Annotated in this window: 23 protein-coding genes and 3 tRNA genes; 13 read left to right on the top strand and 13 right to left on the bottom strand. The window is 69.2% G+C overall.

Going from position 1 to position 24,699, the window contains the following annotated elements; genetic code table 11:
• Positions 1-15 precede the first annotated feature (15 nt).
• On the top strand, positions 16-3,234 hold the full coding sequence (locus tag AAID08_RS19990; RefSeq protein ID WP_395756824.1) for an ATP-binding protein: 3,219 nt from the start codon (positions 16-18) through the stop codon (positions 3,232-3,234).
• A gap of 10 nt (positions 3,235-3,244) precedes the next feature.
• Here the strand turns inward: AAID08_RS19990 and mnmH are convergent, their stop codons facing one another.
• Positions 3,245-4,288 (bottom strand): tRNA 2-selenouridine(34) synthase MnmH, encoded by a 1,044-nt coding sequence (mnmH, locus tag AAID08_RS19985; protein WP_064524221.1) that lies wholly within the window; start codon positions 4,286-4,288, stop codon positions 3,245-3,247.
• 165 nt (positions 4,289-4,453) lie between these two features.
• Positions 4,454-6,187, bottom strand: coding sequence for an acid phosphatase (gene acpA, locus AAID08_RS19980; protein WP_395756823.1), 1,734 nt, complete (start codon positions 6,185-6,187; stop codon positions 4,454-4,456).
• Between the two features lie 200 nt (positions 6,188-6,387).
• Between acpA and AAID08_RS19975 the strand changes: the two genes are divergently transcribed.
• The 3 genes from AAID08_RS19975 to AAID08_RS19965 all read left to right on the top strand — a co-directional run bounded on the left by AAID08_RS19975 (position 6,388) and on the right by AAID08_RS19965 (position 7,440).
• Positions 6,388-7,008, top strand: a complete 621-nt coding sequence (locus AAID08_RS19975) for a TetR/AcrR family transcriptional regulator (RefSeq protein WP_054503095.1) — start codon at positions 6,388-6,390, stop codon at positions 7,006-7,008.
• A gap of 111 nt (positions 7,009-7,119) precedes the next feature.
• Positions 7,120-7,196 (top strand) — tRNA-Arg (locus tag AAID08_RS19970).
• Positions 7,197-7,363: 167 nt separating this feature from the next.
• Positions 7,364-7,440 (top strand) — tRNA-Arg (locus tag AAID08_RS19965).
• A gap of 382 nt (positions 7,441-7,822) precedes the next feature.
• On the opposite strand, the gene AAID08_RS19960 is transcribed toward AAID08_RS19965, so the two are convergent.
• Positions 7,823-8,056, bottom strand: a complete 234-nt coding sequence (locus tag AAID08_RS19960) for a DUF3079 domain-containing protein (protein ID WP_054503094.1) — start codon at positions 8,054-8,056, stop codon at positions 7,823-7,825.
• Positions 8,057-8,203: 147 nt separating this feature from the next.
• On the opposite strand from AAID08_RS19960, the gene AAID08_RS19955 reads away from it, so the two are divergent.
• Positions 8,204-8,280 (top strand) — tRNA-Arg (locus AAID08_RS19955).
• Positions 8,281-8,469: 189 nt separating this feature from the next.
• On the opposite strand, the gene AAID08_RS19950 is transcribed toward AAID08_RS19955, so the two are convergent.
• Positions 8,470-8,676 carry a hypothetical protein gene (locus tag AAID08_RS19950; RefSeq protein WP_054503093.1) on the bottom strand — a complete coding sequence of 69 codons (207 nt, stop codon included), beginning with the start codon at positions 8,674-8,676 and terminating at the stop codon, positions 8,470-8,472.
• A 101-nt stretch (positions 8,677-8,777) separates the two neighbouring features.
• The gene (locus AAID08_RS19945) at positions 8,778-9,374 is read right to left on the bottom strand and encodes a short chain dehydrogenase (RefSeq protein WP_395756822.1); all 597 of its coding nucleotides are present in this window, start codon (positions 9,372-9,374) and stop codon (positions 8,778-8,780) included.
• Between the two features lie 127 nt (positions 9,375-9,501).
• On the opposite strand from AAID08_RS19945, the gene AAID08_RS19940 reads away from it, so the two are divergent.
• Positions 9,502-10,404 carry a LysR family transcriptional regulator gene (locus AAID08_RS19940; protein ID WP_175166619.1) on the top strand — a complete coding sequence of 301 codons (903 nt, stop codon included), beginning with the start codon at positions 9,502-9,504 and terminating at the stop codon, positions 10,402-10,404.
• 6 nt (positions 10,405-10,410) lie between these two features.
• Here AAID08_RS19940 and AAID08_RS19935 read toward each other — a convergent pair whose 3' ends face one another.
• Complete coding sequence (locus AAID08_RS19935; RefSeq protein ID WP_175143250.1) at positions 10,411-10,659, bottom strand: hypothetical protein; 249 nt, start codon at positions 10,657-10,659, stop codon at positions 10,411-10,413.
• An 86-nt stretch (positions 10,660-10,745) separates the two neighbouring features.
• Positions 10,746-11,348, bottom strand: a complete 603-nt coding sequence (locus AAID08_RS19930; RefSeq protein ID WP_054503089.1) for a helix-turn-helix domain-containing protein — start codon at positions 11,346-11,348, stop codon at positions 10,746-10,748.
• Positions 11,349-11,539: 191 nt separating this feature from the next.
• Here AAID08_RS19930 and AAID08_RS19925 point away from each other — a divergent pair, with 191 nt between their 5' ends.
• On the top strand, positions 11,540-12,178 hold the full coding sequence (locus tag AAID08_RS19925; protein ID WP_162876627.1) for a hypothetical protein: 639 nt from the start codon (positions 11,540-11,542) through the stop codon (positions 12,176-12,178).
• A 36-nt stretch (positions 12,179-12,214) separates the two neighbouring features.
• On the opposite strand, the gene AAID08_RS19920 is transcribed toward AAID08_RS19925, so the two are convergent.
• Entirely contained in the window at positions 12,215-13,000 is a 786-nt protein-coding gene (locus AAID08_RS19920; protein WP_064524233.1) for an NAD-dependent deacylase, read from the bottom strand.
• Between the two features lie 183 nt (positions 13,001-13,183).
• Between AAID08_RS19920 and AAID08_RS19915 the strand changes: the two genes are divergently transcribed.
• The 6 genes from AAID08_RS19915 (at position 13,184) to AAID08_RS19890 (ending at position 18,359) form a co-directional block, all read left to right on the top strand.
• The gene (locus AAID08_RS19915; RefSeq protein WP_395756821.1) at positions 13,184-13,810 is read left to right on the top strand and encodes a cysteine dioxygenase; all 627 of its coding nucleotides are present in this window, start codon (positions 13,184-13,186) and stop codon (positions 13,808-13,810) included.
• A 63-nt stretch (positions 13,811-13,873) separates the two neighbouring features.
• Positions 13,874-14,638, top strand: coding sequence for an IclR family transcriptional regulator (locus AAID08_RS19910; RefSeq protein ID WP_054503086.1), 765 nt, complete (start codon positions 13,874-13,876; stop codon positions 14,636-14,638).
• A gap of 233 nt (positions 14,639-14,871) precedes the next feature.
• Positions 14,872-16,035, top strand: a complete 1,164-nt coding sequence (locus AAID08_RS19905; RefSeq protein ID WP_054503085.1) for a CaiB/BaiF CoA-transferase family protein — start codon at positions 14,872-14,874, stop codon at positions 16,033-16,035.
• On the top strand, positions 16,032-16,754 hold the full coding sequence (locus tag AAID08_RS19900) for an enoyl-CoA hydratase/isomerase family protein (protein ID WP_175166621.1): 723 nt from the start codon (positions 16,032-16,034) through the stop codon (positions 16,752-16,754). The genes AAID08_RS19905 and AAID08_RS19900 overlap by 4 nt, the downstream gene beginning before the upstream one ends.
• A gap of 47 nt (positions 16,755-16,801) precedes the next feature.
• Positions 16,802-17,632 carry a CoA transferase subunit A gene (locus tag AAID08_RS19895; RefSeq protein WP_054503083.1) on the top strand — a complete coding sequence of 277 codons (831 nt, stop codon included), beginning with the start codon at positions 16,802-16,804 and terminating at the stop codon, positions 17,630-17,632.
• Positions 17,625-18,359, top strand: a complete 735-nt coding sequence (locus tag AAID08_RS19890) for a CoA-transferase subunit beta (RefSeq protein ID WP_269873098.1) — start codon at positions 17,625-17,627, stop codon at positions 18,357-18,359. Before AAID08_RS19895 ends, AAID08_RS19890 begins: the two co-directional genes overlap by 8 nt.
• A gap of 71 nt (positions 18,360-18,430) precedes the next feature.
• On the opposite strand, the gene AAID08_RS19885 is transcribed toward AAID08_RS19890, so the two are convergent.
• The 5 genes from AAID08_RS19885 to AAID08_RS19865 form a co-directional block, all read right to left on the bottom strand.
• Entirely contained in the window at positions 18,431-19,339 is a 909-nt protein-coding gene (locus AAID08_RS19885) for a GntR family transcriptional regulator (RefSeq protein WP_049072947.1), read from the bottom strand.
• 4 nt (positions 19,340-19,343) lie between these two features.
• Positions 19,344-20,396 (bottom strand): 4-hydroxythreonine-4-phosphate dehydrogenase PdxA, encoded by a 1,053-nt coding sequence (gene pdxA / locus AAID08_RS19880; protein ID WP_054503081.1) that lies wholly within the window; start codon positions 20,394-20,396, stop codon positions 19,344-19,346.
• Positions 20,393-21,613 (bottom strand): D-threonate kinase, encoded by a 1,221-nt coding sequence (gene dtnK, locus AAID08_RS19875; protein ID WP_054503080.1) that lies wholly within the window; start codon positions 21,611-21,613, stop codon positions 20,393-20,395. Before dtnK ends, pdxA begins: the two co-directional genes overlap by 4 nt.
• A complete protein-coding gene (locus tag AAID08_RS19870) occupies positions 21,610-22,638 on the bottom strand; it encodes a 2-keto-3-deoxygluconate permease (RefSeq protein WP_081273428.1) in 1,029 nt (342 codons plus the stop codon). Before AAID08_RS19870 ends, dtnK begins: the two co-directional genes overlap by 4 nt.
• 150 nt (positions 22,639-22,788) lie before the next feature.
• A complete protein-coding gene (locus AAID08_RS19865; protein WP_054503078.1) occupies positions 22,789-24,642 on the bottom strand; it encodes an ABC transporter ATP-binding protein in 1,854 nt (617 codons plus the stop codon).
• Between the last annotated feature and the right edge of the window lie 57 nt (positions 24,643-24,699).

The following is a 24,699-nucleotide window of genomic DNA, read 5'->3' as shown; positions in this document are numbered from 1 at the left end:
CGCGCATCGCGCCGATTGAATATCGTCCTGTTCGCCATCCTGACGCTGCTGCTGGTGCTGGGCGGCGTGCTCTATTGGGGCGGGCAGCGCATCCTGCAGCAGGAGGAGGAAAAGCTGCGCACCGACTTCACCGTGCTGGTGGGATATATCCACGCCCACGAGAGCGTGCTGCAGGGCCTGTATGCACAGGGCCTGAACCCCGACGGACGGCGGCTGGTGGCGCCGACGCGGGTCAGCGAGACCGCCGGGTTCGAGCGCGGGTCGTGGGCCTTCTACGACGGCCAGCACGCGATCGCGGCGATGCCGTTTTCGCTGCTGTGCCAGAGTCCGGACGCGTGCCCGGTGGCCGGCGGCGTGTTCACCGGCATCGGCGATTACCTGTCGGATTTCTACGCCACGCGCTGGGCCGCGTCGGTGTATCCGGCCGCGCCGCTGTTCGTCATGTCTCCGAGCCAGCAGCTCAGCATGAGCGTGCCCGCGATCGCCACCATGTCGGGCTACGAGCCGCTGACCCGGCAGACCTTCCTGGCGGTGGTGGATGCGGTGCAGCGGGCGGGCGGCGCCACCGATCCCGAGGATCGCTCGGGCAGCGAGGGACCGAGCGTCCTGTGGGTGCGCGACCCGCATCTGCCGGATGCGATAGTCGGCATGCTGCCGGTGATGCTGCCGCTGAACGGGCGCGGCGCCGAGCCCGCCACGCGGCGCAATGTCTACGCGGTCTCGCTGCTGAGCCGCGGCCGTGTCAGCATTTCCGAGCGTATCCGGCAGGTGCCGTTGTTCGACCGCTTCTGGCTGGTGCGCCAGGGCGGCGAGGTGCTGCTGGGCGAGGGCGCTCCGCCGGTGATGGCGCCGGGCTTTCGTTTCGCCCGCGACGGCCTGCTGCTGCGCATCGCCGACAAGAGCGGTCAGTGGAACGGCTATTACCAACTGGCCTACAGCGGCTTCTTTCGCGCCAACATGTGGTTGCCGGCCGCGGTGCTGCTGATGCTCGGCCTGGGGCTGGCGGCCGGCTGCGGCTACCTGTTCTGGTACAACCGGCGTGTCATCCATCCCGCCGAGATCGCCCATCTCGACATGGTCGAGAGCGAGGAGTTCAACCGCACCGTGCTCGACACGGCGCCGGTGGCGCTGTGCGTGCTGTCGCGGCTGGAGGGCCGCATCGTGTTCGGCAATGCGCTGGCGGCGCAGTGGCTGGGCATCGGCGTGGGCGAGCAGTTGCGCGATTCGGCCGAGACCAACAAGCTGCTGCGCCAGGTGCTGGGCGCGTCCGGCCCCGGCACCCTCGAGACCTTCCGCACCCATGACGGGCGCACGCTGTTCGTTGCGTTCGCGCCGACCCGCTACAAGAAGCAGGATGTGGTGCTGTGCGCCTTCGCCGATATCAGCGCGCGCGCCGAGATGGAGCACACACTTGCGCAGGCCAAGCAACAGGCCGATCGCGCCAACGAGGCCAAATCGACCTTCCTGGCCACCATGAGCCATGAAATCCGCACGCCCCTGTACGGCGTGCTGGGCACGCTGGAGGTGTTGTCGCTGACGCCGCTGAACGAGGCGCAACGCCGCCACGTCGACCGCATCCAGGATTCCTCCGTGATCCTGCAGCAGCTCATCAGCGACATCCTCGACATCACCAAGATCGAATCGGGCCAGTTGGCGCTGCAGCGCGAGGGTTTCGATCCGCGCGAGCTGGTCGAAAACTGCATCGCCTCGTATGCCGGCGTGGCCGAGCGCAAGGGGCTGGTGATCTACAGCGGCATCGACACCGCGACGCCGGCCTGGGTGATGGGCGACGGCGGCCGGATCCGGCAGATCCTCAACAACCTGGTCAACAACGCCATCAAGTTCACGGACTCCGGCCACGTGGTGGCGCGGCTGCGGGCCGAGGCGCTGGAGGGCGGGCGCGCGCGCCTGCATTTCCAGGTGGTCGACAGCGGCGTCGGCATCCGCGAGGAGGATCAGGCGTTCTTGTTCGAGCCCTTCTACCAGATCGACGGCGGTTCGCACCTGGTGCGCGGCGCCGGCATCGGCCTGTCGATCTGCGCGCGGCTGGCGGCTTTGATGGGAACCGCCATCCAGGTGACCAGCGAGCCGGGGCTGGGCAGCAGTTTCTCCATCGCCATCGACCTGGACCTGGCCGAGGCGCCGCCGGCACCGTCGCCGCGGTTGCACGGGCTGCGGGTCTACGTGCGCAGCGCGCGCCGGGCGCTGAGCGCGAACCTGTGCGAATGGCTGGAGCATTGGGGGGCGCAGGCGAGCGTGGCGCCGGCCGTCCTGCCGTCGGACGAGTCAGGCGAGCGCGTGCTGCTCGACGTGCAGATCGGCGGCGAGGCGGCCGCGCCCATCGAGTGGGACGGGCCGGTGGTGCTGGCGGGCGGCCAGGACGACGCTGGCGCCACACTGCACCGCGCCGACCGGCACTACCTGAACAGCATCGGCTTCGCGCTGGAACGCTGGGCCAGCGGCGACGCCGCCGTCGCCACCAGGCAGGCCGCCGCGCCGCACTACGCGCCGCTGAACCTGCGGATCCTGGTGGCCGAGGACAACCCGATCAACCAGGTGACGATGCGCGACCAGTTGCAGCAACTGGGGTGCGAGGTGACGCTCGCGCCGGACGGAGCCGAGGCGCTGGCGCAATGGAACATCGGGCCGTTCGATGCCGTGCTGACCGACGTCAACATGCCGCGCATGAACGGCTACGAGCTGGCCAGCGCCTTGCGGGCCCAGGGCGTGGCCGTGCCGATCATCGGGGTGACGGCCAACGCGTTGAAGGACGAGGAAGCCCGCTGCAGGGCCGCGGGCATGAGCAGTTGGCTGGTCAAGCCGCTCAAGCTGAGCCTGTTGTGGAGCGAGCTGCGCGCGCAACGCGGTGGGGCCGCCGAACCGGGGCAGCCGCCCAGCGCATCGGAAGCCGCGGCCGCCGCCGCGTCCATCGCCGCCGCCTGCGCCGCGGGGGCGCCGCCGCTCGTGGGCAAGTATCGCGAGGTCTTCGTGCAGACCATGAGCGAGGACCTGGCGCGGTTGGAGCGGGCGCTGGCCGCCGCCGACGTGCGCGACCTGAAGGCGGTGCTGCACCGGATGCGGGGCGGGTTCGGCGCGGTCCAGGCGATGGCGCTGTACCAGCAGGCCGAGGCGGCCGAAGCGCGGCTGCGCGCCGGGAAACCGCTGAGCGATCCCGCGCGCGCGCAGGTGACGGCGCTGGCCGATGCGTTGCGCGCGATGCTGGCGGCGTTGTGAGCGGGCGGGTTCAGTCCAGCGCGTCCAGCAGCGCCCGCGCCTGCGCCACGACATCGTCGTCGTTGGGGCGGAACACCAGCGGCAGCGCCTGCGCCAGGCGCGTGAAGTGCGCCTGGCTGCTGCGCGCGTAGGCCGGGTCGTAGTGGCGGTCGATGAGTTCGCGCGCCAGCTCGGTGCGACGGCCTTCGTCGATCAGGCGCAGCCAGCCGCCGACGGTGTCGCGGCTGTGCAGTCCGACCAGGCGCTGCAACTGCGACTTGAAGCCGGCGGGATCGTCGAACAGTTGCGCGTAGTCCTGCTGCAAAAACTGCGCGCGGTCTTCGCGGCTGGCGGTGACGGCGACGCAGGCGCCCCGGTGCAGCGCGGCCAGCAGCGAGTCCGGCAGCGCCACGGCGCCGATCTTGCGGCTTTCGGCTTCGACGAACACTGGCCGGTCCGCGTTCAGCGCGCGCAGCCGCGCCGCCAACCGCGTGTCGAAGCCCTTTTGCGTCGGTTGCGGCACCCCCGCAAGGGCGCCCAGCAGCGAGCCGCGATGCGCCGCCAGCGCTTCCAGGTCCAGCGTCTGCGCGCCGGCCTGCGCCAGCGCGTGCAGCAGCCGCGTCTTGCCGCTGCCGGTGGGGCCGGTCAGCACCACGAAGCGCAGGCCGGCGGGCAGGGCGTCCAGGGCCTCGAGGGTGGCGCGGCGGTAGGTCTTGTAGCCGCCATCGAGCTGGCGCGCGCGCCAGCCGATCATGTTGAACATCACCGTCATGGAACCCGAGCGCTTGCCGCCACGCCAGCAATACACCAGGGGACGCCAGCTTTGCGGGCGATCGGCGAAGGTGGTGTCCAGGTGGTTGGCGATGTTGCGCGCGGCCAGGGCGGCGCCCAGCCGCGTGGCCTCGAAGGGCGATTGGCGGTACAGCGTGCCGACCCGGGCCCGCTCTTCATTGCTGAACACCGGCGCGTTCAGGGCGCCGGGGATGTGGTCATCGGCATACTCGAGCGGCGTGCGCACGTCGATGATGTCGTCGAAGTCATCGAGCCGGTCCAAACCGGCCAGCAGGTGTTTCAAGGCGGGGCCATCCAGGAGGGAATGGCGAATTTTCGCACGGCGCCGGGTCGGACCCGTGCCGGGCGCGCAACGGGGAGCACTTGCGGGACCGTGGGAAGGGCGGAGGGCCGGCCGGGCATGTGCGCCCGGCCGGCCCTCGCGGAACACGGCCGCCGCCGGCGGCGATCAGGCGCCGAAGGTCAGCGCGTTGGTCAGGTCGCCCATCGGCTTCTGGCCGCGCGCGGTCATGGCGTCGTCGCGCGCCTTCAGGCCCTCGAGCGTCGGCAGGTCGAACAGGCGGGTGGCCAGGCGCAGGATCGAGCCGGTGTCGTAGATGGTGTGGTCGACGGAGCCCTTCTTGGCGAACGGCGAGACCACCAGCGCGGGAATGCGCGTGCCGGGGCCCCAGCGATCGCCCTTGGGCGGCGCCACGTGGTCCCACCAGCCGCCGTTCTCGTCAACGGTGATGACCACCACCATGTTGGCCCACTGCGAGCTCTTGCGCAGGCTGTCGACGATGTGGGCGATGTGGCGGTCGCCCGAATCGACGTCGGCGTAGCCCGCGTGCATGTTCAGGTTGCCTTGCGGCTTGTAGAACGTGAGCGGGGGCAGCTTGCCGGCTTCGGCATCGGCCAGGAACTTGTTGGTCGACGACAGATCGCCGAGGCCGCCGTCGCGCAAGTGCGCGGTGCGCGCGGCGGTGCCGGGGCCGGTGCTCTGGAAGTAGTTGAAGGGCTGGTGGTGCGCCTGGAAGTTGGGCGAGGAGGGGAAGCCGGTGTTGGCGGTGGAGTCGATCGCCGCCTGCCAGCCGCCCGCGTACCAGGCCCAGTCCAGGCCCTTGGCGGTCATCAGGTCGCCGATGTTGTCGTGCGTCTGCGGCACCATGAACACCGAGGTCGGATCGGCCTGGGTCGGGTTGGCGGCATCGCGGGAAAAGGCGGGCCAGTAGGGCGGGCCCATGGTGTTCACGCCGTAGCCGTCCGGCGTCAGGGCGCTGGCGCCGAACTGCGGCGCGCCGGTGAGGGCGCTGGCCGGCGAGGTCGGCTTGGGTTGCAGGTTGGGATCGGTCGGATCGGCGCTCTGCAACTGGGCGATCTGGCCGCGCACGTTGATCGAGGCGTTCGCCAGGTCCGGATAGAACGGCGGACGGGCGGCGGCGAGGTATTGATGGTTCAGGAACGAACCGCCGAACGCGCCCTGGAAAAAGTTGTCGCACAGCACGAATTCCTGGGCCAGTTTCCACAGGCGCAGGTTGTAGGCGGAGTCGCTGTAGCGGCCCATGACCAGCGCGCCGGAGTCGGCCCAGGCCACGAAGCGGTCGTTCTTGCCGCCGTTGATCTGCATCTGATTCTGGTAGAACACGTGCCACAGGTCGCGCGTGACCACGCCTTGCGGCAGTGGCTCGCCTTGCGGGCCGCGCAGGTCGAAGGGCGCGTTGGGCAGGTTGTTCATGTAGGGCGCGTTCTCGGCGACCTGGTAGGTGACGTGGTTGGCCTGTTGCGAGGTCGGCACCATGCCGCCCCACACCGGCGGCAGCACCGATAGCGTCGTGCCGTCGCGGTCCTTCTGCGTGTAGTCGGCGGCGGTCAACGCCGACAACGGCTTTTCGACGCCGGGGAAGTTGGAGAACAGGTTGTTGAAGCTGCGGTTTTCCGCGAAGATCACCACCAGCGTCTTGACGTTCTTGCGCAGTTGCGTCGTCAGGTCGGGGGCGGGAGCGGGGGTGTTGTCGTCATCGTCGCTGTCGCCGCTGGAACAGCCGGCCAGCGCGCCCATGGCGGCGGCGCTGGCGCCGAGCGCGGCGATACCGGTCAGGAAGCCCCGGCGGGTGGCGCGGACGGGAGTGTCGGCGTCAGCGTGATCGGCGGCCGTCGACGTCGCGGCAGCCTGCGCGTTCGCGCTCTTTTCTTTTTCAGACATGGTTGTAGACCTTGCGGAGAGGGTGGCGCCCTGTCATGGCGACACGAGGGTTGCCGGATGACAGCCGGCATTCACGGCGGCTAGCCTAGGTTTGCGACGTTGTATCAATGTGACCATCGGCTGTCGGCAAGCTGTACGCCAGGGAGACTCCCGCCAAATTCCCTTAGACTGGCGCCATGGCTGACATCCGAGTGAAAGCAATGACCGACCATTCCGCAGGCGGATCCGCGCGCCAGGCGTCGCCTCGCACCAAGCCGCCGGAGGTGCGGCTGGACGAGTTGATGGGCGCCGCGCAGGCGCTGTTCCTGGAAAAAGGGGTCGACGCCACCACCATCAGCGAGATCACGGAAGCGGCGGGCGTGGCCAAGGGCACGTTCTATGTCTACTTCCCGTCCAAGCACGAGATGCTGCATGCGCTTGCCGAGCGCTACGTGCGCGAATTCGTCGCGCAACTGGCCAGCGCGATCGACGCCTGCGACGCGCACGACTGGGTCGGGAAGCTGCGCGCATGGGTGCATGCCAACGTCGCGACCTATCTGCGCACTTACCGCGTGCACGACATCGTTTTCACGCATCAGCATCACCATGCGCGCGAAGGGCATACCGGCAACGACGTGGTCAGGCAACTGCAAGGCATCCTGCAGGCCGGGGCCGAGGCGGGCGCATGGCGGGTGGACAATCCGCGCATGATGTCGCTGCTGATCTACGCCGGGGTGCACTGCGCCACGGACGACGCGATCCTGTCGAAGCTGTCGGATCCCACCGACTTCGCGCGCGGCATCGCCGACGCCTATCTGCGCATGCTCGGCGCGGCCGTGTAGCGCCGCGACGATTCAGGACGGCAGCCGTGGCCGGCCGTGTTTTGGGTAGGCACGGCGCCCGACTTGCGCGGTCTGCGAAACAACGCTATGATTCAAGGCTTGCTTTTTAACGCGCCCGTAGCTCAGCTGGATAGAGTACCTGGCTACGAACCAGGGGGTCGTAGGTTCGAATCCTGCCGGGCGCGCCATTGAATGTTTGCTGTATGGTTGGCTAGAGTTTGATTTGAAAGTCAGCTCAAAGGTTGCCTTATAGGCTAAACGATGGACCGCCCAAGTCGAGCGCTTGGGTAAAAATGAAGAGCAAATGCAGTGCGGTGGTGAAATTATTCTGATATAATTTTGCCTCTTTACCGGAGCGCCCGTAGCTCAGCTGGATAGAGTACCTGGCTACGAACCAGGGGGTCGTAGGTTCGAATCCTGCCGGGCGCGCCACTCACTTGGATGCATATTCCGAGGTGAGTACGGAAAAGGGAAAGAAACGCAAAAAAGCCGCGCCGCCACATGAAAATGTGGCAATGAAAAATGTGGCAATGCATGGCGTGGCAAGGTGGCGCAGTCATATGCGCCGCGACAATGAGAAGGCCTTTGATCTCGGATCGAAGGCCTTTTTGTTTGTATGCAGCATGTTTGTATGCAGCATGTTTGTATGCAGCATGTTTGTCTGCGGCATGGTTGTGCACTGCATGCTTGCCGGCCGTTCTTGCCGAATGTTCCTGCTCGGCGCCTTTGTCGGCCATGCCATGGTCGGGCATCTTGGGGGCATGCCGTGGAACGTCGCGGGCACGGGCGCATGCCGGCACGGTTTCCGACGGGATCAGGGCGCGGCAATGGCGCCCGTCGCGGCAGGGGCCGGCGTGGCGGCGGCGACGTCGTCATCCTCCAGCCCCCAATTGCCCACGGTGTACCAGTCGTCGCCCAACAGTTCGGCCGGGTGCATGGTGCGATCCGAGCCATTGCCACAGGCCAGTTCGTTGGTGGAACAGTAGCGGTCGCAGCCCCAGCAGACGCGCTCGGGGTGTTTGGGGTGCAGGGGAAATTTCTTGGCCATGCCGGTGTGTCTCCATGCTCGCTGGATCCAGCGTAACGCCGTGGGCGACCGCGGCGATTGATCTGGCGCAATCCGGGTGGGAGGCAGCCGGCGGCCCTCCGATTTGCGGACCGTCGCGAATCCATGTTATAAACACGCCTCTTTAGCGCGCCCGTAGCTCAGCTGGATAGAGTACCTGGCTACGAACCAGGGGGTCGTAGGTTCGAATCCTGCCGGGCGCGCCATCGCATTACGTGTCGATGAAATAGGCGCTGATAGGCGCCGAGTCGTCGGCGCGAAGCTAAAAAAGCCTGGCCTTGCGCCGGGCTTTTTCGTTTTTGCGCGCGGGACACGCGGTCCGCGGTGATGCGCGCCTGGGGGGCGGCTTACCGGCTTAGTGGCTTACTGGCTTACTGGCTTACCGGCTTTCTGGCTCACTTCTGGATGTCCTGCCGCTGGCGCTGATAGCTGTCGTACGACGTGGACGCCGCGCCCATGCAGCGCTGGCGCTCCTGCATGTCGGTGATCCTGCCGCATTCATTGCGTTGCCAGGCCTGGCCGGTGTCGTAGGCCTGCCGCGACGAGCAGGCGGTGCCGAGCGTGGCGGCCGCCACGCACGCGAGCAACAGGGTGTAGCGCATGCGGTTCTCCGAGAATGCGCTGAGTGTACATTCGCTGATCTGCGCAGACACCATGAGCCGCCGCGAGATCAGACTCGCCTGCGCCGACGCCGCCGCGCGCCTTACCAGACGCGGTACACGCGGCCGGTCTGCACGCCCTCGACGCTGCGGCTGTAGGCCAGCGCCACGCGTTGGGCGGACGCGGCTTCGAAGCCAAGGAAGTAGGGGCCGTAGCCGTCCCACGATTCCTGCAGCACGGTCGGGCTGACCGAGTTGATGCGCGCGCCTTGCAGTTCCACCGCCGCGCCGCGCACGAAGCCATCGATCGCCGAGTTGACGGCCGACGCGTTGGCGCCGAAGCGGATCGGCTCGTCGCTGACGATGCCGCTGGTCAGCGTGATCGAGCCGCCCTGGTTCAGGTAGTGCTGGCCGATCAGCGCCAGGTCGACCTGACCCAGCAGCTTGTCATGCAGGCCGATCTTGAATTGTTCGGCGGTCATTTCGGCCAGCGGGCCGAAGTGCAGCGCGCCGGCGGTGGAGACGATGGCGTCGACCTTGCCGATGCGGTCGAACAGGCTGCGGATGCTGTCGCTGCGGGTGATGTCGACCTGGTATTGGCCCTGGGTCTTGCCGATGGCGATGACCTCGTGGCGCTGGCCCAGTTCGTGGGCGACGGCGCGGCCGATGGTGCCGCTGGCGCCGATAAGTGCGATTTTCATGGAAACTCCCGAGTTTGATGTGGGGCGCGCGGCATGGACGCCAGCGCATGAAGGCATTCTGCGATGTCCATTCCTGTGGAAAAATCCGGGAATGGTTGGAACACTTCATACCCAGGGTGCGTAATTCATGGATCGTCTGCTCAGCATGGAAGTCTTCGTGGCGGTGGTCGAGCTGGGCAGCCTGACGGCGGCGGCCGCGCGCCATGAGATGTCCGCCGCCATGGCGGCCAAGCACATCAAGGGCCTGGAGGCGCGGCTGGGACTGCGGCTGATGAACCGGACCACGCGGCGCCAGAGCCTGACCGAGGCGGGCCAGGCGTACTACGCGCGCTGCAAGGAGATCCTGGCCGACATCCGCGACGCGGAGCAGGGCGCCGAGGCGTTGCGGGTGGCGCCGCGGGGCAACCTGCGCATCACGTCGACGGTTTCGTTCGGTTCGTTCGCGCTGGCGCCGGTGATCGCCGATTACCTGGATCGTTATCCGGACGTCAGCGTCGAACTGGCCCTGAGCGACGCGGTCGAGGACCTGGTGGCGTCACGCTACGACCTCGCGGTGCGCATCGGCGAGCCGCGCGATTCCAGCCTGGTGGCGCGCCCCATCGGCCGCTACCAGATGATCATCTGCGCCGCGCCGGCCTACCTGGCGCGCCATGGCACGCCCCATACGCCCGCCGACCTGACCCGGCACCAGTGTCTGGACTTCTCGTACTGGAGCCGCCGCACGGGCTGGCGGCTGGCCGATGGCGACGGCGCGCAGGCCGACTATCCGCCGACCAGCCGCTTCGTCTCGAATAACGGCCAGGCGCTCAGGCAGGCGGCGCTGGCCGGCTTCGGCATCGTGCTGCAGCCCGAGCTGTTGCTGGCCGAGGACGTGCGCGCGGGCAAGCTGATGCCGATCCTGCAACCATACTGGCCGGCAGCACGGCCGGTCACGCTGCTGTATCCGAAGGACAGGCAGGCGTTGCCCAAGCTCACGACGTTCGTGGAGTTCGTCGTGGCGCGGTTCACGGAGAAGGGCGGGCGGCGCTGAGCGGCTTCAGCCACGTCGTCGGTCCACCGCCGTCAGGCACAGGCCGGTCTTGAGGAGCTGGTAGACCTGGCCGCCGAGCCAGGTGACTTTCTCGCCCGAACTGGTGCGACAGACGCAATGCGCCTTGGGATCGAAGCGGGAAGTGCCGAGCGCGGAGTAGGCGTCGGGGTCCGACACGAAGCGTTCGATGCGATACAACGTGCCGTCGGGGGCCGTGGCCAGTACGTCAGTCAAGCGTCTTGCGGTTCCGAGCATTTCAGGTACCTCCCCATGCGCGGTCATTCTTACGCGGCGCCAAAGTTGCTCGAACAATTCCATTGGTCAGGCGAATGCGGCCTGCATCAGTGGAAATGTCCTCCTAACGATGAATCATCGAGCTGGTCGGGCGTGACACCCAGCGCGGCCGAGATGCGGTCCAGAATGATCTGGCGCGGTCGCGGACGCGGCCTTTCCAATTCGATGTAGATGGAGTGATCCACTCCGAGGCGGGCAGCCATGTCAGCGGTGCTGATGTTCAGGTGCTCGCGCCAGGCGCGTATCAGGCTCCAATCGTTGCCGGTTTTTAGTCTAGCTACAGCGGATGGTACGACGTTTTTTTGCGCCGCGTGTGATTCTTGCGCGACAGCGGGACGGCAGGCGTCGCGCACGGTGTTGCGCGCCTTGGCGTTCTTGCGTGCCTCGGCCAGGGGGGGCGCGGCGCCGGGTTCGGCGGTGAAGATGATCCCACCATTGACCTGGCGGTACAGATTACCGCCGATCCAGGCCAGGGCTTCGCCATTGTCGAGCATGCATTCGCAATCCAGGTGGTGGTTGCTGGGAATGCTCTCGAGTTTGGCAATGGTTTCCGTGGTCGTGGCATGTCTCACCACGCGGTGGAGGACACCGTCGGGCGAGCGCACGAACACGTCGGGAAGTCTCCAGGAAAACGGAATGATGATCTCCATGGCTGCAATGGTTCGCTACCACTGTATCCCTCTGCGCGCGCGATGGAATTTGGGGTTTCCCCTGCATCGCGGACGTTTGTCCATGGTAGTCCTGATTCGCTCAAAACATCTTCACAAATCTTCACCCGGGAGCCGGCTGTGCAGCGCCGGCGAGCCCGCAAAATAACGGATTGGACGCCAGGATTGCCGTGATGTTTTCTGTTGGAGCGGGCGCCTTGCGGACCGCGCCGGCCGTGCCGCGCGGCCGCGCGCTGGCAGGGTGGGCCGCGGGCCTTTCGTGCGCCTTTCATGTGCTGGTGGCCGGCCTGTTGTGGCGGGCCGCCAGCGAGCGCGAGACGCCGCCGGCGCCGGCGGCGATCCGCCAGAACGATTTCTACGTGACGCTGTTGCCGCCGCGGGCCGGGCCGCAGCCCTCCGCGTCATCGGCGACGTTCACCGTGGCGCCATCGGTCGCGCCGTCTTCGCCCCTATCCTCCGAGGCCGTCGAGCCGTCTTCGTCCGCATTGCCGCGGTCGTCCACGCCGTCCTCTTCCAGGCTGGCGAAGCCATCCGCGTCGCGTCAGGCCACGCCCGCCAGGACGCCTACGGCCAATACACCACGCGACTTTCGCTGGCGCGGTGAGGATGCCGCGGCGCAAGGCCTGCCGCGCGCGCGTGGCGAGGCGAGGGTGGACCTGGCGCCCAGGACGCGCGCCGAACCCTCGGCGCTGGCCAAGGGTATCGCGCAAAGCGCGCGGCCGCCTTGCCGCGACGCGCATGCGGGTCTTGGATTGCTGGCATTGCCGTTCCTGCTGGCCGACACGGTGCGTGACGGCGGCTGCAAGTGGTGACGCGGCGGCAGCGCATCGCGGTATTGCCGGCCGGGTTCAGAAGCCGGCCGCGGCCAGCAATCGCGGCATGACGTCGGCGGCCGCGCCGCGCAGGTTGAAGTCGGCGTGCGCGTCGAGCGGCGTGGGCGCCGGGTTGACCTGCACCACGGTCGCGCCGGCCCGCGCGGCGCGCAACGGCAGCTCCGCCGCCGGATACACCAGCGCCGATGTGCCGATGCTGAAGAACAGGTCGCAATCGTCGCACGCCTGCTGCGCCGCGCGCCAGGCGCCGGCCGGCAGGCTTTCGCCGAACCAGACCACGCCCGGCCGTATCGGCGCGCCGCATTCGACGCAGGCGGGCGGCGTGATCGCGCGCTCTTCGGCGGACGTGTCGAGGCCGTCGTCCAGGGCGCGCGGGGCGATGCGGGCGGCGTGTCCGCACGCGCTGCAGCGCGGCGCGTGCAGGCTGCCGTGCAGATGGATCACGGCGTCGCTGCCGGCGCGCTCATGCAGGTTGTCGACGTTCTGGGTGACCAGGGTCAGCGCGGGGATGCGTCGCGCCAGCGCCGCGATGGCGCGGTGGGCCGCGTTCGGCTCGGCGCGCGCGACCTGTGCGCGGCGCCATTCATACCAGCCCCAGACCAGGTCCGGCTGGGCCGCGAAGGCCTCCGGCGTGGCCAGGGCGCGGGCGTCGAAGCGCGCCCACAAGCCGGTGAGCGGGTCGCGGAAGGTGGCGATGCCGCTTTCGGCGGACACGCCGGCGCCGGTGAAGACGGTCACGCGCCGGGCGCGCGCCAGCCGGTCGGCGAGCGCGGGCGCAATGGTGGGAATCTCGGTTGCCATGCGGGGAATGCGGTGAAGGGGCGGGTTCGATACGCTGCACGCGTGGCCCCCGGGCTGTCAAGCGCGGGATAGCGCGCGGGCGGGACATTGCGGCGCGCGTCCCAGATGATGGATACTGGATAGCCAAATTGGGATGTTCAATGGCATGGCCCGAGCGGGCCGCGCCCGATCCGGAGAGATGCTATGCCCGAAGCCACCGCCGGCCTGGACCGGCTGCGCCATTTCATTGCCACCGCGACCCGCCTGGCCACGCCCGACGGGCTGGCGCAGTCGCCCGAACTGCAGGCCGCGTTCGCCGCGCTGATCGCGCATGACGACTGGCTGCCCGAGGCCTGTACCGCGCCGCATCCCCAGTACTACCAGCAGTACCTGCTGCACTGCGATCCGCTCGAACGCTTCTCGATCGTCAGCTTCGTGTGGGGGCCGGGTCAGCAGACGCCGGTGCACGATCATGAGGTCTGGGGCTACGTCGGCATGCTGCGCGGGGCGGAGGTGAACCAGCGCTATACGCGCGGCGCCGACGGCCGGCTGGCGGCGCGTGGCGAGCCGGAGACCCTGCATCCGGGCGACGTCGAACGCCTGTCGCCACAGGAGGGCGACATCCACCGCGTTTCGAACGCCTTCGATGACAAGGTCTCGATCAGCGTGCACCTGTACGGCGGCAATATCGGCGCGGTGTCGCGCCATGTCTACGACCCGGCCACGGGCCAGGCCAAGCCGTTCGTGTCGGGCTATTCGGCGCCCAGCGTGCCCAATCTGTGGGACCGTTCGGCGGCGGTGCGCGCGGCCTTGCCCGCCGCGGGCCGCTGAGGCCTGTTCGCCGGGCATGGCCCGTGCTATGGTCGCGTCCTAAATATTGGGAAAACCAAAAAAATGGACAAGACACTGCTCAAGGGGTTGATGGTGCTGGAGGCGGTCACGGACGTGGATAATCCGCCCCGCACCATCGATGCGCTGGCCGCCCGGGTCGGGCTGACGCGCAGCAATACCCACCGTACCCTGCAAACATTGATCCACGCCGGCTACGTCGTGCGCGACGAGGACGGCGGCGGCTATCGCGGCGCGGTGCGCCTGTTCGAGCTGGCGGCGCGCCAGCTCGGGCAGCTCGACCTGCGTCGGCTGGCCGCGCCGTTCATGCGCACGCTGGCCGACCAGACCGGCGAGACCGTGCACCTGTCGGTGCTGGACGGCTTCGACGTGGTCTACGTCGACAAGATCGACAGCCCGCAACCGATCCGCGCCTATTCCATGGTGGGCGGCCGCGCGCCGGCCTACGCGGTGGCCACCGGCAAGGCGCTGCTGGCCTATCAGGCCGAAGGCTACGTCGAGCGCTACGCCGACCGGCTGGCGCGCCATACGCCGGCCACGCTGGTTTCGATGCCGTTGCTCAAGGAAGAACTGCGCAAGGTGGCGCGCACCGGTTATGCGGTCAATCGCGGCGAATGGCGCGAGGGCGTGGGCGGCCTGGCCGTGGCGCTGTTCAACAGCCTGGACCAGCCGGTGGCGGCGATCGGCATCTCCGGTCCCCTCGACCGCCTGAGCGCGGCCCGCATGAAGCAGTTGGCCCCGGACGTGGCGGCGTGCGCCCAGGCGCTGTCCCAGGGCATGGGGTATCGGCGCGGGTTTCTTGGGCAATGACGGGGGCCTCCCGCGCATGCCGTGCGTCCTCATGAATCCTAAATAGTAGGATTCAATTTTCAATTAATGGTTTACCGCGGATTCTTCGCGGTGCTATGCTGGCCCGCGGCCTGGCGCCGCGTTTTCGCATCCGGAAAGAACGCAGGCAGGCGACACGATGCCACGGTATCGCGCGCGGCCTTGGATTCTTTTCTTCATTCCAAATACTGAATTGGCATAACGAGAGGTCGACCATGACATCCGGTTCGGCATTGGCCGGCATCACCGTGCTCGAGATCTGCAACGTCGCCGCGGGGCCGTTCTGCGGCATGCTGCTGGCGGACATGGGCGCGGACGTGATCAAGCTGGAAAATCCGGAGGGCGGCGATACGCTGCGCAGTTGGCCGCCGCTGAGCCAGGGCTACAGCGAGAACTTCGCCTCGCTCAATCGCAACAAGCGCTCGGTCACGCTGAACCTGAAGGATCCGGCAGACCTGGCCCTGGCGCGCGAACTGGCTGCCAGCGTCGACGTGCTGATCGAGAACAATCGGCCCGGCGTGATGGACCGGCTGGGCCTGGGCTACGCGGCGTTGCGCGAGGTCAATCCGCGCCTGGTGTACTGCTCGATCTCGGCCTATGGCCAAACCGGCCCGCGCGCCCAGGAAGGCGGCTTCGATCTCACCATCCAGGCCATGAGCGGCCTGATGAGCGTCACCGGCGAGGCCGGCGGCGGGCCGGTCAAGTGCGGCGTGCCGGTGGCGGATTTCTCTGCCGGTCTCTACGGCGCCTTCGCCATCGCCTCGGCGCTGCGCGCCGCCCAGGCCAGCGGCCAGGGCACGCATATCGACGTGCCGATGCTCGGCGCCACGCTTGGCATCGCGGCGCTGCAGACTTCGGAGTTCTTCGGCAGCGGGCGCGATCCGGTCAAGCTGGGCTCGGCCCACCCGCGCAACGCGCCGTATCAGGCGTTTCGCTGCAAGGGCGGCTATTTCGGCATGGCGGCCGGCAACAACGCGCTGTGGAAGGGCGTGTGCGTGACGGTGGGCCGCGAGGACCTGCTGGCCGATCCGCGCTTTACCGACACCAGCGCGCGTGCCCGCAACCAGGACGCGCTGCGCGAGATCCTGGAAGCGATCTTCGCGGCCGACGACGCGCCCACCTGGCTGGCGCGGTTCCGCGCGGCCGGCGTGCCGTGCGCGCCCATCAACACCTATTCCGAAGTGCTGGCGGACCCGCAGGTCGAGCACATGGGCTGGGTGCAGGCCCTTGAACTGCCGAATGGCGTGGCGACGCGAACCTTTGGCCTGCCGGTGCGCTTCGACGGCCAGACCACCGCGCTGCGGCGCCCGCCGCCCGCGCTGGGCCAGCACAACGACGAGGTGCTGGGACCGCTGCGCGACAAGGGGCGGCGCGCATGAGCGCGGCGCTGCAGGTCGAGCGGCGCGGCGCCGCGCAGGTGCTGACGCTGGCGCGCCCGGACAAGATGAACGCGCTGTCGGCCGAGCTGGTCGAGGCGCTGATCGCGGCGGTGGACGCGGCGCCGGCGCAGGGCGCACAGGTCATCGTGCTGCGGGGCGCGGGCCGCAACTTCAGCGCCGGCTTCGATTTCGGCGAGCTGGAGGCGCAGAGCGAGGGCGACCTGCTGCTGCGCTTCGTGCGCATCGAGACCCTGCTGCAACGCGTGGCGGCCTCGCCCTGCCTGACGGTGGGGCTGGCGCATGGCCGCAACTTCGGCGCCGGCGTCGATCTGTTCGGCGCCTGCAAGTGGCGCGTCAGCGCGCCGGACGCGAGCTTTCGCATGCCTGGCCTGAAGTTCGGGCTGGTGCTGGGCACGCGCCGCTTCGCCGCGCTGGTCGGCGCCGAGCGCGCCCGCGCCATCCTGGAACAGGCCAGCACGTTCGGCGCGGCCGAGGCCTACCGCGACGGCTTCGTCAGCCACGTGACGGCGCAGGAATCGTGGCCCGAGATCGAGCGCCAGGCCGGAGAGGCCGCCGGCGCATTGACCGGCGCGGCCCGGGCGCAGTTGTATGCGGCCCTGTCCGCGGAGCAGCCCGATACCGACCTGGCGCGGCTGGTGCGCTCGGCCGCCGAGCCGGGCCTGAAGGCGCGGGTGGCGGCGTACCTGCAGGCGCGCTGACGCCGCCGGCCCGGCCGGCGCGACGATAAGAAAGCGAAGGAGGCAGCATGGGTTCGGGATTCAATCAAACGCACAAGCAGTGTTCGCTGGCCGAGCTGGCGGCGCTGGTGCCGGACGGCGCGTCGATCGCGCTGGGAGGCAGCTTTCTGCACCGGGGGCCGTTCGCCTTCGTGCGCGAACTGATCCGCCAGGGGCGGCGCGATCTGGAGCTGGTCAAGCAGTCGCCGGGCTACGACGTGGACATTCTGTGCCGCGCGGGCGCGCTGCGGCGCGTGCGCGCCGGCATCGTGGCGATGGAAGGCAATTTCGGCCTGGCGCCGTGGTATCGCAAGGCCATCGAGCGCGGCGAGGTCGAGCTGGAGGAACATGCCTGCAACAGCCTGACGGCGGGCCTGCGAGCCGCCGCCTACGGCGTGCCGTTCCAGCCCTGCGGCGGCCTGCACGGCAGCGCCCTGCCGACCCTGAACGGCTGGAAGTGCCTGGAGGATCCCTACGGCAGCGGCGAGCGCACCTGGGTGATCCCGGCGGTGCGGCCCGACTTCGCGGTGATCCAGGCCTCGGAAGTGGACGCGCGCGGCAATGTGCGGGTGCATGGCACGGCGCACTGGGACCGCATCATGTCGCGCGCCGCCGGCAGCGTGCTGGTGGTGGCCGAGAAACGGGTGGACAGCGCCGTGTTCGAGGCGCAGCCCGAGGCCACGCTGGTGCCGTATTTCATGGTGCAGGCCTATACGGTGCTGCCACGCTCGGCCTGGCCGGGTTCGTGCTGGCCGGACTATGCCATCGACTATCCGGCGGTCGAGGCCTATATGGACAGGAACGGCGACCTGGCGGCCCACCTGGCCGCCGCGCCGGAAGCGGGAGCGGCGAATGGCTGAGCAATGGTCGGGGTTCTCGTACATCGTCACCAATCTGGCGCGCTTCATCCGGCCCGACGAGATCACCTTCAGCGGCGTCAATTCGACCCCGCCCATGCTGGCCTGCCTGCTGGCCAAGCGCGCCTACGACTGGGACTACATTTATATCAACGTGGCGGGCGGGGTCGACCCGCGTCCGTCGCACATCCCGTTGTCCAGCTCCGATCCGGTGCTGGCCGAGCACAGCGCCTCGATCTTCGCCAACGAGGACTTCTACGACCTGTGCACGCGCGGCCGTATGGACCTGGCGTTCCTGGGCGCGGCGCAGATAGACGGCGCCGGCCGCGCCAACAATTCCTGCATCGGTGACTGGCATGCGCCCAAGGTGCGGCTGCCGGGCGGCGGCGGCGGGGCGGTGATGATGCCCACGGCGCGGCGCACCTGCACCTGGCGCACCGAGCATTCGCGCCGGGTGTTCGTGCGGGAGCTGGATTTCGTGACGGCGGGCGGCGGCTTTGCCGGCGTGGCGACGCCGATCGCCGTGTTCGTCAAGCGCGACGGCCGGCTGGCGCTGCAATCCTGGCATCCCGAGTCCAGCCTGGCGGAAGTGCGCGAGCGCACCGGTTTCGATTTCGATGCCGAGGGCGCCGGGCCGACGCCGCCGCCGACCGAGGCCGAGCGGCGCGCCTTGCGCGAGCTGGATCCCGATGGGGAGTTCGAGCGTGACGCGGCGGTGACGCTGCGCTAGGGCCCGTGCGGCTCCCGCCCGTTGGAAAGGGCGTTCAGGCCCGGCGCCGGCCGGATGCGCGCCGCGTGGGCTCAGTCGTGGTTGCCGGCGCGCAGGCGCGCCAGTTCGGCGGAAAGCTCGGCCACCAGCGCCTGGGCGCGCGCCAAAGGATCGTGGCCGGCGACAGCCGGTTCGACGGCGGCCGCGGCGGTGCCCGACGCGCCGCGCAGGCGCGGCTGCACGCTTTCGTGGCCGACGCTGACGTCGACGTCGAACACCAGTTGTTCGGCGCGATGCCAGGTGCTGAACCACTCCAGCGGCCGGCCATGCTGGTCCATGCCCTGGCCTTCCAGCATCAGCAGCGGCGTGCCCGCCGGCACTTGCAGCAGGCCGGCCAGGGCGGCATCCGCCGCCACTGCGCGGATCTGGTTGCGTCCCGCGCCGGGATGCAGGCCGAAGCGCCGCGTCAGCACGCCGTGCAGCGAAGCGTCGGTGAGTTCCTCGGCGCGCAGCCCGGGCACGGCGGCGGCGGGCAGCCAGGTGCGCACGTAGGCCAGCGGCGCATCGGCGACGTGGCGCAGCCGCTCCAGCAAGAGCAGGTCCTGGGTGCCGAAGAACTCGGCCACGGCCTTGGGCGGCTCGCTGGGCGCGAGATCGAGCACGCGGGTCTTGAGCGTCACGCCGGATTGCGCGAACTGCTCGTACAGGCCGGTGGAGCGTTGCACCAGGCGGCGGTGTTCGCGCGGCGCGGCCACCACCGCCGGGCGTCCGGCCTCGCGCTGGATCAGGCCTTCGGCGGCCAGGGCCGAGAGGGCCTGCCGCACCACGCTGCGGGCCACGCCGAAGTGCTCGCACAGCGCCGCCTCGCTGGGCAGCAGGGCGCCGGCGCCGAGCTTGCGGGTGCGGATGTAGCCGCGCAGCAGGGCCGCCACCTGGGCGTGCAGCGGCACGTCGCCGGAACGGTCCAGCGCGGGCAAGTCTTCAGCGTTGGCGGGCGCCATGGAATCAACCTCCTGTTTGAGCCCGCGCAGTTTCCCATACATGCGTCCAGCCCGGGGCCAGATGCGCGGCGCGCTCGGCGGCCAGGATCAGACTGTCTTCGCGGGCGATGCCCTGGCCCGCGATGTCGAACGCGGTGCCGTGATCGACCGACACGCGCACCACCGGCAGGCCGACGGTGATGTTAACGCCGTCATCGCCATAGACGGCCTTGAAGGGGGCGTGGCCCTGGTCGTGGTAACAGGCGATCACGAACTGCCACTTGCCGCGCACGGCTTGCGGGAACAGCGCGTCGGCCGGGATCGGGCCGGCCGCCAGGATGCCGGCGGCGTTGGCCTCGGCCACGGCGGGCGCCAGGATGTCGGCGTCTTCGGTGCCGAAGATGCCGTTCTCGCCGGCGTGCGGGTTCAGGCCCGACACCGCCACCGGACGGTCGCCGCGGCCCAGGGCCTTGGCGAACGAGCCGGCCAGGCGCAGCACCGCGCGCATGCGCGCCGGCGTCAGGTCCTCGATGGCCTGGCGCAGCGACACGTGGGTGGTGGCGTGGAAGATGTAGAGATCGCCGGCGGACAGCACCAGCGAGAAGGTCTTGACGCCGAATTCGTGCGCCAGCAGTTCGGTGTGGCCGGGCCACTTGTGGCCGGCGGCGTGCATGGCGGCCTTGTTCAACGGCGCGGTGACGATGCCGTCGACCTCGCCGGCGCGCGCCAGGGCGCAGGCGGTGGTGACGAAGCGCACCGAGCCGTCGCCGGCGTCGGCGCTGATCTCGCCCAGCTTGACGTGGCCCAGCGAGGGGCCGGCCTGCAACACTTCGATGATGCCGGGGGCGTTGGTGGCGTCGGCCGGACGCTCGACGCGGCGCACGATGGCGGGATCGCCGCCCAGGCCGCGCACGGCGTTGGCCATCACGTCGACGTCGCCAACCACGACCAGGCGCGCCTTCTGGCGCAGTTCGTCATGGCCCATCAGCATCTTGGCCGTGATTTCCGGCCCGATGCCGGCCACGTCGCCGAGGGTGACGGCCAAGAGCGGCAGCTTGGGAGCGGGGGTTTGTGTCATCGCTTGAATCTCCTGTCGCGGATCGCGCGCACGGCGCGAACCAGTACGTCTTCGGCGCCAAAGCCGCCGGCCTTGGTCACCACGGGCAGGCCGTCGGCCGTGCCGCCGGTCAGCGTGCCCAGGGGCACGCCGCCGATCACTTCATCCACCAGGGCGATGCCGCCGGCGCCCAGCGCCAGCAGCACCTGGCGCGCGCCGTCGCCGCCGGTGGCGACCACGCCGGCGGCGCGCGAGGCGCCGATGGCCTGCGCGGCCAGCGCACCCAGGCGCTGCGCCACGGTGTCGGAATCGAGTCCTTCGCGCTGGCCGGCCGGGGCCAGCAACAGCAGCGTGCCGGCGGCGTCGGCGCCGGCCTGCGCGTGGGCGCGCAGCAGCGGCTCGCACCACTTGCGCCAGGCCGCGTCATCGGCCAGGTCCGCCAGCGAAGGCGCCCAGGTGCGCGCGCCGGCGGCTTGCAGCGCGGCGGCCTGCGCGCGGGCGGCGCTGTGTTGCGAGGTCACCACCACGACCACCGGGGCGGTCTGGTCGGCGCCGGCCCAGACGCGGGCCAGCGGCACCGCCAGGCCGCCGGCGCCCACCGGCAGGGCGCGCGGCCCCAGAATGCCGATGGCGCGGGCCAGCCGTTCCAGGTCGGCGTCGTTGCGGGCATCCACCACCACGGTGGCGCCGGCCTGCGCGATGCGCGCGGCCAGCGATTCGGGCGATTCACCCGCCTTGGCCGCGACGTGGGCGCAGCCCAGCAGGGTCGGGATATGGCTTTCGGTCACGGGCGTGACCGGATCGGTGGCGGCCGAGGTGGCGGTGACGGGCTGGCCGTTCACCATGAGCATGCCGTCTTCCACGGTGCGGCCGGTGGCCGGGAAGGCCGGGCACACCACCGCGATGGCATCCGCGCCCCAGGCCTCGCGCGCCGCGTCGATCTCGGCCTTGAAGGCGCCGCGCAGCGTCGAGTCCACTTTCTTGTACAGGCGCGCGACGCCGGCGGCGCGCAGCCGCTCGACGTTGCGCCGGATCACCGCGCCCGCCTGCGCGGCGGGCAGGGCGCGGCTGTGGGTGGTGACCGCCAGCACGTCGACGTCGTCGGCGGCCGGCGCGGCCAGCGCCTCGTGCGCGCCGTCGATCGACAGGCGGGTGGTCCAGCCGGCCCGAACGAACTGCACGGCGGTGTCGCCGGAGCCGGTCAGGTCGTCGGCGACGATGGCGATGGCGGGGTTCAAAGGGCCTCCCCGCGCGCCTCGCGGTAGCCGCCCGCCGCCGCGTCGTCGGCGGCGTCCTCGGACTTGAGTTCACCGGCGCGCTTGAGGAAGTACGAAGCCAGCACCGGGGCCAGGATCGAACTGATCAACACACACGCGGCGACCTGCGCGGTGGCGGTCGAGACGTACTGCTGGAAGTTGGGATCGGCGGCCGCGACCACGGCGGGCGTGGCGATGGCGTTGCCGGCGGTGGTACCCGCCGCGAAGCCCAGGCCGCTCTTGCCGCCGCGGCGCAGGATCAGGCGATAGCCCAGGTAGACCAGGCCGCCGGTGATCGGGCTGATGATCAGGCCCAGGATCAGGCCGCTGACGCCGCCGCTGACGACCGCGCCCAGGTTGATGCCGGTGCCCAGCGCAAAGGCGAAGAAGGGGATGACGATGTTGGGCACGGGCTTGAGCACGTCGCGCCACTTGGGATCGAGGTTGCCGACCACCACGCCCAGCAGGAACGGCACCAGCGCCGCCACCAGGGCGATCATGGGGATGTCGGCCAGGCCCGAGGCGCCTAGGAACAGCAGGCTGAAGAAGGGGCCGTCGTTGACCGCGCTGGCGACGTAGGCGCCACGGTCGCGGGCGTCGCCGTACTGGCCGGTGTAGGCCAGCCACAGGCCGCCGTTGCTGTTGTCGAAGGCGGCCAGCATGGCCAGGATCGACACGCCCAGCACGCCGTCCAGGCCGACGTAGCTGCCCAGGATGATGATGAGGGTGGCGGGGACCAGCGTCTTCATCAGCAGGATGGTGCCGGCGGTGGCCAGGATCGGGCCGCCGGTGCGGGTGTTGACCTGGGTGCCGGTGGCGAAGATCAGCAGCGCGATCAGCGGCAGCGCGCTGTTCTTGAACAGGGCGGTGGTGAAGCCGCCGATGGCCAGCGCGTCGGGCGCGAAGGTGCCAATCAGCGACCCCAGGATCAGCGGGATCAGCATCAGGCCGCCGGGGATTTTCTGCATCGTGCCAAAGAAGGGCGAACGGGGGGTTGCGGTCGTCACAATCGGAGTCTCCAGGGGGATTTTCTCGCGGCGCAGACGTTCATGCGTGCGTCTGTCAGGGGGTTGAAAGCCGCCAGTGTACACCTGTACGTACAGCATGTACGTACAGGATCTTCCCGTGTGGCGCGAGCGCGACGACTGCGGACCCGCTCAATCCAGCCCGACAAAGCCGCCCGTCTGGTGGCTCCAGAGCCGGGCGTACAGCCCGCCCTGGGCGATCAGGCTGGCGTGGGTGCCGGATTCGACGATGCGGCCGCCGTCCAGCACCACCAGCCGGTCCATGCGGGCGATGGTGGACAGGCGGTGCGCGATGGCGATGACGGTCTTGCCCCGCATCAGCGCCTCCAGGCTTTCCTGGATCGCGGCCTCGACCTCGGAATCGAGCGCCGAGGTGGCTTCGTCCAGGATCAGGATGGGCGCGTCCTTGAGCAGCACGCGGGCGATGGCGATGCGCTGGCGCTGGCCGCCCGACAGCTTGACGCCGCGCTCGCCGACGTGGGCGTCCAGGCCGCGGCGGCCGTCGCCGTCGACCAGCGCGTCGATGAATTCGGCGGCGCGGGCGCGGTCGATGGCGTCGCGCAGTTGCGCCTCGCTGGCGTCGGGCCGGCCGTACAGCAGGTTGTCGCGGATCGAGCGGTGCAGCAGCGAGGTGTCCTGGGTGACCACGCCGATCTGCGAGCGCAGGCTTTCCTGGGTGACGCCGGCGATGTCCTGGCCGTCGATCAGGATGCGGCCGCCTTCCACGTCATACAGCCGCAGCAGCACGTTGACCAGGGTCGACTTGCCGGCGCCCGACGGGCCGATCAGGCCGATCTTTTCGCCCGCATGCACGGTCAGGTCCAGGTGCGGGATGATCTGGCGGCCGCTGCCGTAGTGGAACGACATGTCCTCGAAGCGCACCTCGCCTTGCGTGATGCGCAAGGGCACCGCGTCGGGGCGATCCACGACCTGGCGCGGTTGCGAGATCGTGGCCAGGCCGTCCTGCACGATGCCGACGTTTTCCGAGATGCCGTTCACTTCCCACATGATCCAGGCGGACATGTTGTTGATGCGGATCACCAGCCCCAGCGCCAGCGTGATCGCGCCCAGGCTGATGCTGCCGATGCTCCACAGCCACAGCGCCAGGCCGGCGGTGCTGGCGATCAGGATGCCGTTGAGCGTGTTGATGGACACGTCCATGGCGGTGATGACGCGGGTCGACAGGCGCTGCTTTTCGGTCTGTTCGGTCATGGCCTGGCGCGCGTAGTCTTCCTCGCGGCGGGCGTGGGCGAACAGCTTGAGCGTGGAGATGTTGGTGTAGCCGTCGACAATGCGGCCCATCAACCGGGAGCGCGCTTCCGAGGCGATGACGGCGCGCGATTGCATGCGCGGCACGAAGTACGCCAGCATGCCGCAGTAGATGGCGATCCACAGCACCAGCGGAATCACCAGGCGCCAGTCGGCCTCGGCGAACAGGTACAGCGCGCTGGCCGCGTACAGGATGACGTGCCACAGCGCATCCACCGACTGCACCGCCGAATCGCGCAGCGAATTGCCGGTCTGCAGCACGCGGTTGGCGACGCGGCCGGCGAAGTCGTTGTGGAAGAACGCCAGCCCCTGGTTCAGCACGTAGCGGTGGTTCTGCCAGCGCACCAGCGTGGTCAGGCTGGGCGAGATGGTCTGGTGCGACAGCAGGTCGTGCAGCGCGATCGACAGCGGCCGCAGCACCATCACCACGAACGCCATCCACACCAGCGTGTAGGCGTGCTCGCGGAAGAAGTCCGCCGGCGGGGTGTGCTGCGCCATGTCGACCAGGTCGGCCAGGAAACTGAACAGCGCCACTTCCACCAATGCGCCGCCCAGGCCGACCAGCAGCAGGATGGCGAAGATCGGCCAGACCTGCCACAGGTAATAGGCGTAGAAGCGCAGCACGCGTCCCGGCGGGGTGATGTCGGGGGCGTCGCGGAACGGGTCGATCAGGTTTTCGAAGTAGCGGAAGACGGGATTCGATTTTGCGCCGGGCATGGCAGGTCCGTAGAAGGAGGCCGCCCAAGCGTATCAGGGTAACCCCTTAAAAATAAA

This window comes from Achromobacter sp. EB05, from assembly GCF_044232075.1.
Lineage (GTDB): Bacteria > Pseudomonadota > Gammaproteobacteria > Burkholderiales > Burkholderiaceae_B > Achromobacter > Achromobacter dolens.
This window is presented reverse-complemented; position numbering and strand designations above follow the sequence as displayed.